We start from the raw sequence: 15,153 nt of genomic DNA, 5'->3' as shown, positions 1-15,153 counted from the left end.
ATGAGGAACTATCATCAATTGAATCCAATCATTCGGCTTAAAGAGATGACGTTGTTAAAGTCGCAAGAAGTCGAGCAAATGATTGCGGCAAAAGGGTTTGCTGAAGTCGAAGCTGTCTTGCAGCAGACCCATTATCAACGCTATTTGAAGCCGGATTTTCATGAACGATTCGAAACCTATCTCGATGAAGAATTGTTAAAGACGATCAAAGAATTGGCCGAGCTGGTTCCTGATCAAGAGATCCTCCGACTGTATATGATGCCTTTTACTTTCCATAATCTAAAAGTCTTGACCAAAGAGTCAGTCACTAAAAAAGATTATAATCATCTACTGATCGAAGATGGTTTTTACACGATCGATGAGTGTCGGACCGCCATCAAAACGGGAACCTCAGAGGTATTGCCTGAGAAAATCGTGACTACGATCCAAGAGGTGCGGGAGTACTTAGAAGGCGGCGCCGTGCTGCAAGGCATCGATATCATTTACGATCGCCGGTATTTACATGAACAACGGCGACTGGCAGATGAAATCAAGATCCCTGAGCTACAAGAAGCTGTAATCAAGATGATCGATCTGACCAATCTAACGATCGCCGCTCGTTGTGTACTTCAAAAACGATCGCGCAGTTTTATGGAGGCAGTCCTAGTGAGTGTCGGCAGTATCCCGAAAGAAGAATTTTTAGCGTTTGCGGATGCGTCCTATAGCGACTTTTTAGCCTTCTTATTAGAAAGTGATTATCAGGAAGTGTTGCGACCTTTGATTCATGAACAGGTGATCGACTTTGCTGGCTTGGCACTTTTACAAGACAATTTGATCACAGAAAGCTATGGTCAAGCTCAAACGGATGCTTTAGGACCACTGCCTTTACTCGCATTTTTGAATGCTAAGGTTTTGGAACTGCAAAATCTGCGTATCTTGCTGGTAGGCAAACGCAGCGGCTTTACGGAAGAACAAATCAGAGAAAGGATGCGGCACTATGACTCATAAAATCGGCGTGATCGGCGAGAAAGAATCCGTCATTCCTTTTCAACTATTTGGCTTTCAGGTCTGCTATGCCTCGGAAGAAAAAGAAGTGAAGCAGGCGCTGGCAAAATTAATGAAGAACAGTACGATCATCTACCTGACTGAAAAATGTGCAGAGCTGATTCCCGATGAATTAGCAAAAGTCCAACAAAAAATGACACCTGCAGTCATCTTGATCCCTGATTACGATGGTTCCCGAGGAATCGGCAAACGAATGATTCAAGAAAATGTCGAAAAAGCAGTTGGGCAAAACATACTATAGAGAGGAGCCGATGTTGTGGAAAAAGGAACAATTATTAAAGTATCCGGTCCATTGGTGTTAGCCAAAAATATGGGCCATGCAAGTTTAGAAGATATCTGTTATGTAGGAGATTTAGGCGTGGTCGGTGAGATCATCGAAATGCGCGGCGACGTCGCTTCGATCCAAGTCTATGAAGAAACGTCCGGGATCGGACCTGGTGAACCAGTCGAAACCACCGGTGAACCGCTATCCGTAGAATTGGCGCCTGGGATCATGTCACAAATGTTTGATGGCATCCAACGTCCCTTAGAAACCTTCATGTCTGTCACCCAAAGCAACTTCTTGACGCGTGGGGTGCAATTGCCTGCGTTGGATCATGAGAAAAAGTGGCCTTTTGTACCGACTGTGGAAGTCGGCGCGGCAGTCAGTACCGGGATGGTCATCGGCACCGTGCAAGAAACACCATTGATCAATCACAAGATCATGGTTCCTCATGGCGTTTCAGGAACAGTCAAGGCTGTTTATGCGGGGGAATTTACGATCGATGAAACGATTTATGTTTTAGATACACCCAAAGGAGAACGGTCTTTCACGATGCTGCAAAAATGGCCCGTTCGTCATAGTCGTCCTGTAAAGCAAAAACTGAATCCAGTCGAACCAATGATTACTGGCCAGCGAGTGATCGACACCTTCTTTCCAATCGCTAAAGGCGGGGCGTCAGCCGTTCCAGGACCTTTTGGTGCAGGGAAGACTGTCGTTCAGCACCAAATCGCCAAATGGGCGGATGTCGACCTAGTCGTCTATGTCGGCTGCGGCGAACGCGGCAATGAAATGACCGATGTAATGAACGAGTTCCCAGAGTTGATCGACCCTCGCAGTGGTGAATCTTTAATGGCGAGAACCGTGTTGATCGCTAACACCTCCAATATGCCGGTAGCCGCTCGGGAAGCGTCGATTTATACTGGGATCACGATTGCGGAATACTTCCGAGACATGGGGTATTCCGTGGCGATCATGGCGGATTCCACCTCACGTTGGGCAGAAGCACTGCGGGAAATGTCTGGTCGTCTGGAAGAAATGCCCGGGGATGAAGGGTATCCGGCTTACTTAGGCAGCCGCTTGGCAGAGTATTATGAGCGTTCTGGAAAAGCGATTTGCTTAGGTTCTGATCAAGAAGGCAGCATCACTGCCATCAGCGCTGTTTCACCATCAGGCGGTGATATTTCAGAACCAGTTACCCAAAATACGTTGCGGGTCGTTAAAGTCTTTTGGGGCTTAGATGCCACCTTAGCGCAAAAGCGTCATTTTCCATCGATCAATTGGTTGAAGAGCTATTCTTTATACGAAAACGAATTGGGTGCCTTTTTGGACCAACAAATGCAAGTAGATTGGTCCAAACAAGTAACAGAAGCCATGCGGATGCTGCAAAAAGAATCTGAGTTGTCAGAGATCGTTCGACTTGTCGGCATCGACGCTTTATCCGAAAAAGATCAGTTATTGCTAGAAACCACCAAGTCTTTGCGAGAAGATTTCTTGCAGCAAAACGCTTTTGACGACGTTGATACGTTTACCTCTCGTGAAAAGCAGTTCAAAATGCTGGAAACGATCTTGCTGCTCCACAAAGAAGCGGAAGATGCGTTGACACTAGGTGCGTATCTTTCAGAAATCTATGCAGGGACCGAAGAATTGCGAGACAAAGTGGCACGTATGAAGTACCTGCCTGAAGCAGAATTAGCAAAAATTCCTGCTTTGCATCAAGAGATCAAAGCAACGATGAAAGAAATTTTACAGAAAGGAGACCGCACTGATGATCAAGGAATATAAAACGATTGGAGAAGTCGTCGGACCATTGATGGCCGTCGATCGCGTCTCCGGTGTCAAATACGAAGAGTTGATCGAAGTCCGCATGCAAAACGGAGAAACGCGGCAAGGACAAGTACTTGAGATCCAAGAAGACAAAGCGTTGGTCCAAATTTTTGAAGGAACCGGCGGGATCAATTTGCGGGAATCTGCGGTCCGCTTTTTAGGACATCCTTTGGAATTAGGCGTTTCCGAGCAAATGATCGGGCGAGTCTTTGACGGCTTAGGTCGGGGCAAAGATGGCGGAGTAGAGATCGTCCCAGAAAAATTTATGGACATCAACGGCGAAGTGATCAATCCAGCAGCGCGGGATTATCCTGATGAGTTTATTCAAACGGGGATCTCATCGATCGACCACTTGAATACGCTCGTTCGGGGACAAAAGCTACCGATTTTTTCTGGATCTGGTCTGCCTCATAAAGAATTGGCTTCGCAAATTGCGCGTCAAGCACAAGTGTTGAATTCAGAAGATGATTTCGCTGTTGTGTTTGCTGGCATCGGGATCACCTTTGAAGAAGCTGAATATTTCATGGAAGATTTTCGTCAAACGGGTGCCATCGACCATTCTGTCGTCTTTATGAATCTAGCCAATGACCCAGCGATCGAGCGGATCGCTACTCCCCGAATGGCACTGACGGCGGCCGAATACTTGGCTTATGAAAAGGGCATGCATGTCTTGGTGATCATGACGGATATGACCAACTACTGTGAAGCTTTGCGGGAGATCTCCTCTGCTCGTCGTGAAGTGCCAGGACGTCGCGGCTATCCTGGGTATCTATATACCAATCTATCCACGTTATATGAACGTGCTGGACGGATTCGCGGCTTGAAAGGTTCAGTGACCCAGCTGCCGATTTTGACCATGCCAGAAGATGACAAAACCCATCCGATTCCCGATTTGACCGGCTATATCACCGAAGGACAAATCATCTTGTCTCGTGATTTGTATAAAAACGGCATCCAGCCGCCCATCGATGTCTTGCCGTCATTGTCACGGTTAAAAGATAAAGGGACCGGTGAAGGCAAGACACGTAAAGACCATGCCGCAACGATGAACCAGTTGTTTTCTGCGTATGCTCAAGGAAAGCAAGCCAAGGAATTGGCAGTCGTTTTAGGAGAATCGGCATTGTCGGAAGTAGATAAAACCTATGCCAAATTTGCGGAACGCTTCGAAAATGAATACTTGAACCAAGGGTACCGCACTAACCGTTCGATTATCGAAACCTTGGAATTAGGGTGGGACTTGTTGGCGATGCTGCCAAAAGTCGAACTGAAGCGGATCAGCGATGCCTTACTGGCGGAATACTTACCGGGAGAGGAGAACAATGGCGCAAAAAACCGTTAATCCAACCCGCATGGAGCTGTCGCGCCTCAGCAAACAATTGGCGACAGCCAAACGCGGACATAAATTATTAAAAGACAAACAAGACGAACTCATGCGTCAATTTATTGAATTGATCAAAAAGAATGACCACTTGCGTAAAGAAGTAGAAGAACAATTGCAGCGTGCCATGAAGGCATTTCGCTTAGCCAATGCCACGATCAATGAAAAATACATTGAAGAAATGTTTATTTTACCAGCAACTGAGGTCTCCCTTGAGTTATCCACGAAAAATATCATGAGTGTGGAAGTGCCAGTGATGCATTTTGATTATGACGATACGGTGATGCAAGCGCCGATCGAATATGGCTTTTTGAATTCCAATGTTCCGTTAGATAATGCGGTCGCCCGTTTTACCGACGCCATGCCGAAGCTGTTGGAGCTAACGGAAATCGAAAAGACCTGTCAATTGATGGCAGGGGAAATCGAACGTACTCGCCGACGCGTCAATGCCCTAGAATATTTGACGATTCCCGAGCTGGAAGAAGCCATTTATGGAATCAAAATGCGGCTGGAAGAAAATGAACGAGCAAACGTAACAAGAATGATCAAAGTGAAGAATAAATCAAAATAAAATGGTATGATAAGTGAAAAACAACTGCAATAAACTAGGATTACCAAGCCATTGGTTTTTGCAAAAGGTCAAAGGAAATGAAAATGAAAAAAAGAAATCGTTTGAAAAAAAAGCTGGCATCGCAACGCTTTTTGATTCCGCAGATCGTCACACTGGTCTTCGTTTTGCTGATATTGGCAGGAACTGGCTTACTGATGCTGCCGGCTGTCACCAAAAGTGGTGAAGGTACCAACTTTTTAGATGCACTGTTTACTGCCACATCGGCTGTTTGCGTGACGGGTCTTTCGACCTTGACAGTAGCCGACCATTACAATCTCTGGGGCCAAGGGATTTTGCTGATGTTGATTGAGATCGGTGGGATCGGCTTCATGTCGATTCCCGTCTTCTTTTACATCTTGGCGAGAAAAAGAGTCCATCTTAGTACCCGGATGATTTTGCGGGAATCATTGAACCTGGATCGGATGTCTGGAGAGATCCATTTGGCATGGTACCTGATTCGGATCGCCTTTTTGATCCAAGTCAGCGGGATTATCTTGCTGGCTTTTGCATTCGTGCCCCGTTTTGGTTGGGAGCAAGGCCTTTGGTACAGCGTTTTTCATGCGATCTCGGCCTTTTGTAATGCTGGGTTTGATTTGTTCGGCAACAGCATGGTAGGGTTTCAAAATGACCCATTTGTGCTGGGGATTATCAGTTTCTTGATCATTGCCGGCGGTCTTGGGTTTCTCGTTTGGTTCGATCTCCTGCATACGGCGTCCAAAAAACGGTCCCTGCATAGTCGCTTGGCATGGATCGCTATGATCGTTTTGGTGGTTTTTGGAACGGCAGGGTTCTTTTTGACCGAAGCCAATTCACAGTTGATCACGGGTGACTCGGTCATCGAACGTTTTTTCCAATACCTCTTCTTAGCGGTCACCCCAAGAACCGCGGGATTTTTCAGTATTGATTACGGACAAATGAGTCAAGCAGGCTTGATGCTGACGATGATTTTAATGTATATCGGCGGGACCTCTGGATCAACGGCTGGGGGATTGAAGACAACGACGTTTGCAGTCTTGATCATCAAGATCCGCAGTTTATTGAAAGGGCGCAGTCGAGCGGAAGTGTTCGGTCGCACGATCAAAGAATCTGCTGTATCGCGTGCCTTTACGTTGTTCTTTCTTACCTTGACGTTATGCTTCGTAGCGATTTTCTTATTGTCGATCACTGAGCGTATGCCGCAAACCCCAAACTTTGGGTTGCCAACCATTGCTTTTGAAGTTTTTTCCGCTTTTGGAACCGTGGGGTTGACCATGGGGTTGACGCCTTACTTGTCGGTTTTTGGCAAACTACTGATCATTTTTTTGATGTTCATTGGTCGAGTCGGCATCATGACCGTTGCTTTTTCATTGATGAAAAACGCCAACAAACAAGAAGCTGGCTACAAATATCCTGATGAAACCGTGATGATCGGGTAACGAAACAGGGAAACGAAGCACGCTTCGTTTCCCTGTTTTTCGTTTATTGAAGTACTTCTAACATCACATCTCGTTGGTCATCGCTGACATTCCCCGCATAATTTGGTGTGATTAAAGATAGACCACCCTCTTTATTTGTAAATAGGTACAGGTTTTGGTTAAAATCAGGATTTCCATTGGAAGTGATCCCTTTCGAAAAGGTCAACTGAGTGTTCACTTTTACTGTGCGAATCTCATTGTTTTTCGCAGAAAACACGCGAATCTCTTTTGTTGCGATCGTATCGACTTGTGCTTCATAGCTTGCGCTGTCGCCGATCGAAATGATCAATGGGCTCGTATTTTGAATCGTGACAGCATCTGGTACATTGACGCCATGGAAATAAAAAGTCAGTGAAGGGCCATATTGGGAAAGATCAACGGCATATGGAAACTCATTGGTGGATACTGAGCTTGCTGTTGTTTGCGTTGCGTCAGAGTGATCCGTCGATTGCTGGCTTGTGGTTGAAGTTTTTGAAGTGGAGCTTGACGCTAAGGAGCTGCTTTCAGTCGTTTGCGCCGTCGTGCTTTGTTTGCTTTCAGTAGACACACGACTCTGACTTAGCTCGCTTGTTGATTGCGCGGTATCTTTTTCGTTGTTACAGCCTGTCAAAAGCCCCAAACTGACGAGCGTCAGTGTGCCAATCAAAGAAAATGTTTTTTTCATTGTTTACTTCATCCTTTCCTTAGAATACTAAAGCATCTAAAACAAACAAACTATTGTGTCGGAATGCACAATTTTGCTGACATAGCGTTTAAATATTCTTTAATGTTAAAGATATTGTAATCCAGAACACTGAAAAAGAATAGGAAGTTTTTGCTGAATTTTTCGTCAATTCTATCATAAAATATTCATTAACGTCCGCAGCAGCTGGCTAGTTTTGTATAATAAAGTTTCAGCCATAGTGGCGAATCTTTCTGGCGGCTTGCGTAACGCAGGGATCTAGATTAAAATACCTTGGTATAGGAGAATGGGGTGGTGAAGAGGATGGAAAAAGAACGGATGGGCCAATGGTTAGCCTTCACGAATCAGCATCAAGCGATCGAAGCTCGCTTGGAACAAGCCCTCAAAGCAGAAAGCAATCTGTCTTTGAATGAGTATTACGTGCTTTATTACTTAGAAAAGACCCCCAATCATAGCATGCGCCTCAACGATTTGATCGCCCATTTTGATTTGAGTCAAAGTGCGATGTCACGCATGATCATGCGCATGGAAGACAATTTGTGTGGTGTGATCGAACGGCATTCTTGTCAAGAGGATAAGCGGGGGATCTATATTGATTTGACCCAATCAGGGGAAAAGAAACTGCAGCGTTCTAAAGTCGTTTTTGAAAAAGTCTTGGAGGAAATGCTAGACTAAAGAAGGTTTCACTTGTTTTCTCCTTGATTCTTTTGTAATATAGATGCATGTGCATGTATATTTTGGCAAAAGAGAAAAAAATGCACCGATTTGCTTTAAGGATCTCCTTAGGTAACCAAGCCAGTCAGATTTACAAAGCGAAATGAATCCAATGGAAAAGGTGGGAAACCCATGCGAAATGTAACAGACAAAGCAACATTTAAGCGCGGATTACAGTTGAAAAATCGAATCATTATGGCACCAATGACGACCAAGATGTCCTTCTTTGATGGGGTGATTACGAAAGATGAGTTGGCTTACTATGGCTTACGCTCTGGGGAAGTCGGAGCAGTCATCACAGCGGCAGCCAATGTCCAAGAAGATGGCAAGGGCTGGGAAGGGGAATTAGGCGCTTATGACGATGCCTTTTTACCTGGATTAAGCAAATTAGCCAGCACCATCAAAACAAATGGGACCAAAGCCATTTTACAGATTTTTCATGCCGGTCGGATGACGGATGACTCAGTTCTACGAGGCACACAACCCATATCCGCCAGCGCGGTTGCAGCTGAACGACCAAATGCCCAAGTTCCCCGAGAAGTTACGGTGGATGAGATATTAGCGATTATTGAAAACTTTAAAAAAGCTACCGAACGGGCGATCAAGGCGGGGTTTGATGGCGTAGAACTCCACGGAGCCAATACGTATTTGATTCAACAATTCTTTTCTCCTCACTCAAATCGTCGATCCGATGAATGGGGTGGCTCACTAGAGAACCGTTATCGTTTTATTGAGAAGCTCGTCGATGAAGTATTGGAAACAGTAGACCAATCAGGTGTGAAGGAGTTTATCGTCGGTTATCGGTTTTCACCGGAAGAATTCGAAGAACCAGGGATTCGCTTTGAAGATACGTTGTTCTTAGTGGACCAACTGGCAGAAAAAGGATTAGACTATCTGCACATTTCTCTTGCGGATTATACCCGTAAATCGATTTCAAAAGCGTATCAAGAAAAATCGATGTTGGCGTATGTCTATGAAAAAATCGCTCAGCGGGTTCCTTTGATTGGTGTAGGGGATGTCCGAACGTCGAAAGATGCCGCGGGCTTGCTAGAACATGCAGATTTTGTTGCAGTGGGGCGGGCATTGTTGATCGATCCTCATTGGGGACAAAAAGTCTTAGACGGTCAAGATGAGTTGATCCGCACCACGGTTTCTACTTACGAACGTGAGGAACTCGTATTACAAAATGGCGTTTGGGGTTTTATGGAAAACATGATGCCAGATCGACTAAATGAAGAATAATAAGCAGACAACCACCTTTGCCTCGGGCGAAGGTGGTTTTTTGTGATCGCTACTCATTTGTGACACATTGAGAAGAGCTGTTTTTTCTCTAGTGAAACCCTGCTAGCTTCAAAATGACGAATCAGCAGAAGACTGTGAGAAACAAGCCTGTGATCGGAAGAAAGAGCGTGGAAAGATTTTTTTAGTTAAAATACATGAATGAATTTTTGTTTTATTTTAATAAATAGTCAAACAATTCAGAATCATTCATTTTTCTTACAAAAAGATAGCGCAAGTCGAGTTGATTGATAAAAAAACAATCAGTTGTTAGACTGAATACAGGTTAAAAAAACAAAAAGGGGATGTAATGATGAAAAAAGGATTCAGAAATTATTTAGGTTCAGATGAGCGGGAGGCAGGCTATAATTTGTCTTGGGGTTCTATCTTTGCAGGGGTCGTAACATTTATCGCATTGTTCATGACACTGTCAATGATCGGCTCAGCAATCGGTTTTGGTTTGGTGGAACCAACATCAAATAATCCATTAGATGGTGTGGGTACAGGATTATTGATTTGGACAGTCATTACCTTTGTCTTGGCATTATTCGGTGCAGGTTTTGTTTCAGGTGTGGCGGCTCGACGTGTTGGATTGGTTCATGGTTTCTTAACATGGGCAACTAGTATGATCGTGATGATGGTTATGCTCTCTTACTTAACGATCGGTGCATTTTCTGTAGTCGGTTCACTTTTAGGAAACGTTGCTTCTGCTGTTGGCAGTGGCGTTGAAACAGTTGCCTCAGGTGCTGGCGATGTCGCTTCAAAAGCCTTCGATGAAATAACAGGAAACATGGAAGACGTCAATACAGATGAATTACAAGCGAATGTCAATGATGTTTTACAAGATACCGATGTTCCTGAATTGCAACCAGACTACTTGCAAAATCAATTGTCTGATGCGACGAATGACATCAAATATGCCGGCAAAGACATTGCAACCAATCCAAATGATGCTGATAAAATCATTGATGATTTAGCAAGCAAATTACAAGATCGTGCTACAACGATCGGTGATTCAGTCGATAAAGAAGCAATCTCAAATGCAGTGGCTCAAAACACAGATCTAAGCCAACAAGAAGCGGAAGAAGCAACGAACAATATCGTGAACGGCTTACAAGATGCTTCTGATGAAGCGCAAAAACAAATCGAAAATGCACAACAAAATCTTGAACAAGCCAAACAAGACATTGACCAAGCAGTGGAAGACGCTCGTCAAAAAGCGGAAGAAGCAAGTGATGCAACAGCCAAAGCATCCATTTGGGGCTTTGTGGCAATGGTCTTAGGACTCGTTCTTACGTCAATCGGTGGTATGGTGGGTGCAAACTTAGTCAAAACTGCTGACCACGAAAATCGTATCTAATTCATCTCTCACAAAGAGAGTTAGTGATCCATAAACCATTGAACAGCGTTCTGCCAAAGACTCAAATGGCAGCAGCGCTGTTTTCTGCTTTTAAACAAGCGGTTAAAAATCCCCATTGACGAGTGATTTTTCTCATGCTACACTGGCTCTGAGGATTGTTACCGCTTTAGGCGGGCTATACCTATTTTTTTGTGTGAAGAAATCTAAAGAAGAATAGGGTCGTTAAAATGAACGTAACAAAAGTGATCAATAACAACATTGTGATTTCTGAGAATGAGGAAAAACAAGAATTGGTCGTCATGGGCAAAGGCTTAGGCTTTAAGAAAAAGCCAGGCGATGTGATCGACGATACCAAGATTGAAAAAGTCTATCTCAGTACACAAGAGTGGAATGTCACAAAACTAACCCAATTACTTTCTTCTATCCCTATCGAACATATTCAAGCAGCGAATGAGATCATCAGTTTTGCAAAAGTTTCCCTTGGGAAAAAGTTGAGCGAAAAATTGTTTCTGACGCTGACCGATCATATCAATTATGCTATCGAGCGCTATCAAAACGGCATGGAAATCAAAAATGCCTTGCTATGGGAAATTAAGCGTTTTTATAACCATGAATACCTCATTGGCAAAGAAGCGTTATCGATCATCAAAAATCGCTTGGCGATCGAGCTGCCAGAAGATGAAGCCGGCTTCATTGCATTGCACATCGTCAATGCTGAGTTGGATATGGCGCAGGTCAGTCAAGTATCGGAAATGGCGAAGATCATTCAGCATATCCTAAACATCGTTAAATATCATTTTTCAATGGAGCTTGATGAGTATTCATTGAACTACGAACGCTTTGTGACCCATTTGAAATTTTTTGTCCAGCGCTTATTCAGCGGTACAAAGCTCGATGATGCAGGAACCGGCAGTTTTATTTTTATGTTGAAAGACCGCTACATGAAGGAATATGCGTGTGCGTTGAAAATCAGTGACTACATCAACAAAGAATTCGGTAGACCGTTAGAAGAAGACGAATTGATCTATTTAACTATACACATCAAACGAATAACAAGTGCTTAGGATTGTTACTGGATTGGCAGGCTATACCTAAATGAACTCCCAAGGGGTTTGTTTAGGTATTTTTTTATGGTTTGACACACAAAAAACAAGCGAAAGACCAAAATAGGAGGAACGACATGAATTACAAAGAGTTAGCAAAAACGATCATCACCAATGTTGGTGGGGAAGAAAATATCCAAAGCTTGACCCATTGTGCGACACGCTTGCGCTTCAACTTGAAAGATGATAGCAAACCCCAAGAAAGTACTTTAAAACATACACCAGGGATCATGGGTGTGGTCAATAAAGGTGGGCAATACCAAGTAATCATCGGCAGTGATGTTGGCAATGTCTACAACGAAATCACTGCCCAAACCAATTTGACTAGTGACCAAGAAACAGTAGAAGACGATCGCGGACGTGTTGCGAAAGTCATCGATACGATCACCGGGATCTTCACTCCAATATTACCAGCCATCACGGCAGCTGGGATGCTAAAAGCGGTTCTTTCATTGCTAGTGGTCTTCAATGTCTTGACGGCAGAGAGTCAAAGTTACCAAATATTAAACTTTATGGCGGATGCGGCGTTCTACTTCTTGCCAATTTTACTGGCTGCTTCTTCTGCACAAAAATTCAAAGCCAATATGTACTTAGCTATGATGGTGGGGGGCATTTTACTCCATCCGAACTTTATCGCGATGGTGACAGCAGTCAATGAGGCAGGCGGCGGCATCCATTTATTCGGCTTGCCGATTTCACCAGTGAGTTATTCATCATCGGTTATCCCAATCATCTTGAGTGTTTGGTTCATGTCTTACGTTGAACCGATCGCCGATAAAGTCTCGCCAAAAGCAATCAAATTCTTCAGCAAACCGTTGCTAACGATCTTCGTCGTAGGGACAGTCGCATTAGTTGCTTTAGGCCCTCTAGGCTACATGATCAGTGAAGCGATCTCTACAGGGATCCAAGCCTTAGAAACGGTTAGCCCATGGATCGTTCCATTACTGATTGGTGCCTTCACACCATTGTTCGTGGCAACTGGTACCCACTATGGATTGGTTCCTATCGGTATCAACAACCGGATGACCACAGGTTATGACACAGTGATCTACCCTGGCATGCTGGCTTCAAACGTCAGTCAGGGAGCTGCAGCTATCGGCGTTGGTTTTAAATCAAAAGATTCTACGATCAAACAACTGGCATTTTCTGCTGGTCTGACTGGGCTATTCGGCATTACTGAACCGGCGTTGTATGGGGTCAATTTGCGGTTTAAAACACCCTTGTATGCAGCAATGATCGGTGGCGGATTTGGTGGTCTATTTATGGGGATCATGCGTGTCCGCAATTTCTCAGGCGGATCACCAGGCCTGTTGACTTTGCCAAGTTATATCGGCGATGACACCTTACGTCATTTGACCAATGCTTGTATCGGTGCGGCAATCAGTATCGTGATCACATTTATTGCGACATTATTCTTATACAAAGACCCTGTCACAGAAGAAGCACCTGAAGCAACACCGGCAGACAAAGCGCAAGAACCCGCACATCAAATCAGCGGCGCAGAGATCAAAGCACCTTTAAAAGGGGAACTAAAAAGCTTGCAAGCAGTCAATGACGGCATGTTTTCGGAAGAGATTCTTGGCCAAGGGGTAGCGATTGAGCCAACCGTCGGAGAAGTGCTAGCTCCAGTAAACGGGACTGTCACAGCAGTCTTTGATTCCAAACATGCCATTGGCTTGACTAGTGAGGAAGGCATTGAGCTGTTGATCCACGTGGGGATCGATACGGTGCAATTGAATGGCGAAGGCTATGCCTATCAAGCAGAAAAAGGGCAAAAAGTATCAGTCGGGGATCCATTGATTACGTTTGATATTGAATTTATCAAAGAAAAAGGCTACCCAGTAATCACGCCGATCGTTATCACCAACAGTACTGAAGTGGGGGACATTTTGACGGCTAACAGTGGCCCGATTACGTTTGGCGATCAAATCATCAAAGTGATCGGCTAAAAAAGGAGAATAAGACATGGGATTTCCAAAAAACTTTTTATGGGGCGGTGCAACAGCCGCCAATCAATGTGAAGGCGGGTTTGATCAAGGCGGGCGTGGGCTTGCCAATGTCGATGTAATTCCGACTGGCAAGGACCGCCGAGCAGTTATTACCGGAAAGCGTGAGATGCTTGCCTTTGAAGAAGGGTATTTCTATCCAGCCAAAGAAGCGATCGATATGTACCATCATTTCAGAGAAGATATCGCCTTGTTTGCGGAGATGGGCTTTAAAACCTATCGTTTATCGATTGCTTGGTCAAGAATTTTTCCGAAGGGGGATGAAGAAACCCCTAATGAAGAAGGCTTGCGCTTTTATGAAGAACTTTTTTTAGAGTGCCGTAAATACCAAATCGAGCCCTTGGTGACGATCACGCATTTTGACTGTCCGATCCATTTGATCAAAGAATATGGCGGTTGGCGCAACCGTAAGATGATCACCTTTTATGAAAACCTTTGTCGAGCGATCTTCACTCGATACAAAGGATTGGTGAAGTACTGGCTGACCTTTAACGAAATCAATATGATCTTGCATGCCCCGTTTCTCGGTGCAGGGCTGACCTTTGCTGAAGGCGAAAATGAAGAACAAGTCAAATACCAAGCTGCTCATCATGAGTTAGTCGCAAGTGCGTTGGCAACAAAAATCGCCCACGAGATCGATCCAGAAAATAAAGTTGGCTGTATGCTGGCTGCGGCTAGTTATTATCCTTACAGCTGCAATCCGAAAGATGTCTGGGAAAGCAAAAAAAGCGATCGCGGCAACTATTTCTTTATCGATGTGCAATCGCGAGGAGAATATCCAAATTATGGTTTGAAGATGCTAGCTGATAAAGGAATCACTTTGGAACGAACCGCCGAAGATGCGGCTTTATTAAAAGCCCATACCGTCGATTTTATTTCCTTTTCATACTATGCCTCTCGGGTTGCTGCTTCAGAAGATTCCGGTGTTGAGAAAACGGAAGGCAACTTGTTCCCGACCATTAAAAATCCGTATTTAGAAGCGTCAGAATGGGGCTGGCAGATTGATCCGCTTGGTTTGCGAATCACGATGAATGATCTCTATGATCGTTACCAAAAGCCGCTTTTCATCGTCGAAAACGGTCTAGGAGCGGTGGATACGCCAAACGAAGATGGAAAAATCAATGATGTGTATCGCATCGACTATCTACGTGCGCATATCGCTGCGATGAAAGAAGCGATTGACCAAGACGGTGTGGAACTGTTGGGCTATACTTCATGGGGCTGTATCGATTTGGTCTCTGCAGGAACCGGAGAAATGAAGAAACGCTATGGCTATATCTATGTCGATCGCGACAATGAAGGCAATGGTACATTAGTCCGCAGCAAGAAGCAATCTTTTTATTGGTACAAAAAAGTGATTGCCACAAATGGGGAAGATTTGGCTTAAGCCAGTTAATTAACGATTATCATTAAGGAAAGAAACGCCAGCGGAACAGAA

13 protein-coding genes are annotated in these 15,153 nt (G+C 44.4%); 12 read left to right on the top strand and 1 reads right to left on the bottom strand.

All coding sequences use genetic code 11. The features are described 5' to 3' along the window. The 6 genes from IGI86_RS11005 to IGI86_RS10980 all read left to right on the top strand — a co-directional run bounded on the left by IGI86_RS11005 (position 1) and on the right by IGI86_RS10980 (position 6,533). Positions 1–987, top strand: coding sequence for a V-type ATPase subunit (locus IGI86_RS11005; protein ID WP_008378876.1), 987 nt, complete (start codon positions 1–3; stop codon positions 985–987). After that, on the top strand, positions 977–1,285 hold the full coding sequence (locus tag IGI86_RS11000) for a V-type ATP synthase subunit F (protein WP_005225570.1): 309 nt from the start codon (positions 977–979) through the stop codon (positions 1,283–1,285). Before IGI86_RS11005 ends, IGI86_RS11000 begins: the two co-directional genes overlap by 11 nt. 15 nt (positions 1,286–1,300) lie before the next feature. Continuing rightward, positions 1,301–3,088, top strand: coding sequence for a V-type ATP synthase subunit A (locus tag IGI86_RS10995; protein WP_008378873.1), 1,788 nt, complete (start codon positions 1,301–1,303; stop codon positions 3,086–3,088). Further along, a complete protein-coding gene (locus IGI86_RS10990) occupies positions 3,072–4,469 on the top strand; it encodes a V-type ATP synthase subunit B (protein WP_008378870.1) in 1,398 nt (465 codons plus the stop codon). The genes IGI86_RS10995 and IGI86_RS10990 overlap by 17 nt, the downstream gene beginning before the upstream one ends. Further along, positions 4,450–5,079 (top strand): V-type ATP synthase subunit D, encoded by a 630-nt coding sequence (locus IGI86_RS10985; protein WP_008378868.1) that lies wholly within the window; start codon positions 4,450–4,452, stop codon positions 5,077–5,079. Before IGI86_RS10990 ends, IGI86_RS10985 begins: the two co-directional genes overlap by 20 nt. A 77-nt stretch (positions 5,080–5,156) precedes the next feature. Beyond that, a complete protein-coding gene (locus IGI86_RS10980; RefSeq protein WP_429960638.1) occupies positions 5,157–6,533 on the top strand; it encodes a TrkH family potassium uptake protein in 1,377 nt (458 codons plus the stop codon). Between the two features lie 43 nt (positions 6,534–6,576). Here IGI86_RS10980 and IGI86_RS10975 read toward each other — a convergent pair whose 3' ends face one another. After that, positions 6,577–7,236, bottom strand: a complete 660-nt coding sequence (locus IGI86_RS10975) for a hypothetical protein (RefSeq protein ID WP_086316370.1) — start codon at positions 7,234–7,236, stop codon at positions 6,577–6,579. A gap of 321 nt (positions 7,237–7,557) precedes the next feature. Between IGI86_RS10975 and IGI86_RS10970 the strand changes: the two genes are divergently transcribed. From IGI86_RS10970 to IGI86_RS10945, 6 genes are all read left to right on the top strand, one after another. Next, positions 7,558–7,929, top strand: coding sequence for a MarR family winged helix-turn-helix transcriptional regulator (locus IGI86_RS10970; RefSeq protein WP_016613534.1), 372 nt, complete (start codon positions 7,558–7,560; stop codon positions 7,927–7,929). Positions 7,930–8,100: 171 nt separating this feature from the next. Beyond that, positions 8,101–9,210: an NADH-dependent flavin oxidoreductase gene (locus tag IGI86_RS10965; protein ID WP_086296968.1), complete on the top strand. Its 1,110-nt coding sequence runs from the start codon at positions 8,101–8,103 to the stop codon at positions 9,208–9,210. A gap of 349 nt (positions 9,211–9,559) precedes the next feature. Continuing rightward, positions 9,560–10,606: a hypothetical protein gene (locus IGI86_RS10960; protein ID WP_430617282.1), complete on the top strand. Its 1,047-nt coding sequence runs from the start codon at positions 9,560–9,562 to the stop codon at positions 10,604–10,606. A 227-nt stretch (positions 10,607–10,833) separates the two neighbouring features. Beyond that, entirely contained in the window at positions 10,834–11,670 is an 837-nt protein-coding gene (licT, locus tag IGI86_RS10955; RefSeq protein ID WP_010747835.1) for a BglG family transcription antiterminator LicT, read from the top strand. Between the two features lie 116 nt (positions 11,671–11,786). Continuing rightward, positions 11,787–13,658 carry a beta-glucoside-specific PTS transporter subunit IIABC gene (locus IGI86_RS10950; RefSeq protein WP_034872284.1) on the top strand — a complete coding sequence of 624 codons (1,872 nt, stop codon included), beginning with the start codon at positions 11,787–11,789 and terminating at the stop codon, positions 13,656–13,658. 16 nt (positions 13,659–13,674) lie between these two features. Continuing rightward, the gene (locus tag IGI86_RS10945; RefSeq protein ID WP_430617281.1) at positions 13,675–15,102 is read left to right on the top strand and encodes a 6-phospho-beta-glucosidase; all 1,428 of its coding nucleotides are present in this window, start codon (positions 13,675–13,677) and stop codon (positions 15,100–15,102) included. Positions 15,103–15,153 lie beyond the last annotated feature (51 nt).

The sequence above is a fragment of the Enterococcus sp. AZ188 genome (genome assembly GCF_050544075.1).
GTDB lineage: Bacteria > Bacillota > Bacilli > Lactobacillales > Enterococcaceae > Enterococcus_D > Enterococcus_D entomosocium.
The sequence above is the reverse complement of the archived record's forward strand: the minus strand, read 5'-3'. Positions and strand labels throughout refer to the sequence as shown.

What these genes read in the sequence shown, in the direction of transcription:
- IGI86_RS10960 (WP_430617282.1), top strand. Translation starts at nt 9,560, where the DNA reads ATGAAAAAAGGATTCAGAAATTATTTAGGTTCAGATGAGCGGGAGGCA.
- IGI86_RS10990 (WP_008378870.1), top strand. Translation starts at nt 3,072, where the DNA reads ATGATCAAGGAATATAAAACGATTGGAGAAGTCGTCGGACCATTGATG.
- licT (WP_010747835.1), top strand. Translation starts at nt 10,834, where the DNA reads ATGAACGTAACAAAAGTGATCAATAACAACATTGTGATTTCTGAGAAT.
- IGI86_RS11000 (WP_005225570.1), top strand. Translation starts at nt 977, where the DNA reads ATGACTCATAAAATCGGCGTGATCGGCGAGAAAGAATCCGTCATTCCT.
- IGI86_RS10975 (WP_086316370.1), bottom strand. Translation starts at nt 7,236, where the DNA reads ATGAAAAAAACATTTTCTTTGATTGGCACACTGACGCTCGTCAGTTTG.
- IGI86_RS10965 (WP_086296968.1), top strand. Translation starts at nt 8,101, where the DNA reads ATGCGAAATGTAACAGACAAAGCAACATTTAAGCGCGGATTACAGTTG.
- IGI86_RS11005 (WP_008378876.1), top strand. Translation starts at nt 1, where the DNA reads ATGAGGAACTATCATCAATTGAATCCAATCATTCGGCTTAAAGAGATG.
- IGI86_RS10950 (WP_034872284.1), top strand. Translation starts at nt 11,787, where the DNA reads ATGAATTACAAAGAGTTAGCAAAAACGATCATCACCAATGTTGGTGGG.
- IGI86_RS10980 (WP_429960638.1), top strand. Translation starts at nt 5,157, where the DNA reads ATGAAAATGAAAAAAAGAAATCGTTTGAAAAAAAAGCTGGCATCGCAA.
- IGI86_RS10945 (WP_430617281.1), top strand. Translation starts at nt 13,675, where the DNA reads ATGGGATTTCCAAAAAACTTTTTATGGGGCGGTGCAACAGCCGCCAAT.
- IGI86_RS10985 (WP_008378868.1), top strand. Translation starts at nt 4,450, where the DNA reads ATGGCGCAAAAAACCGTTAATCCAACCCGCATGGAGCTGTCGCGCCTC.
- IGI86_RS10970 (WP_016613534.1), top strand. Translation starts at nt 7,558, where the DNA reads ATGGAAAAAGAACGGATGGGCCAATGGTTAGCCTTCACGAATCAGCAT.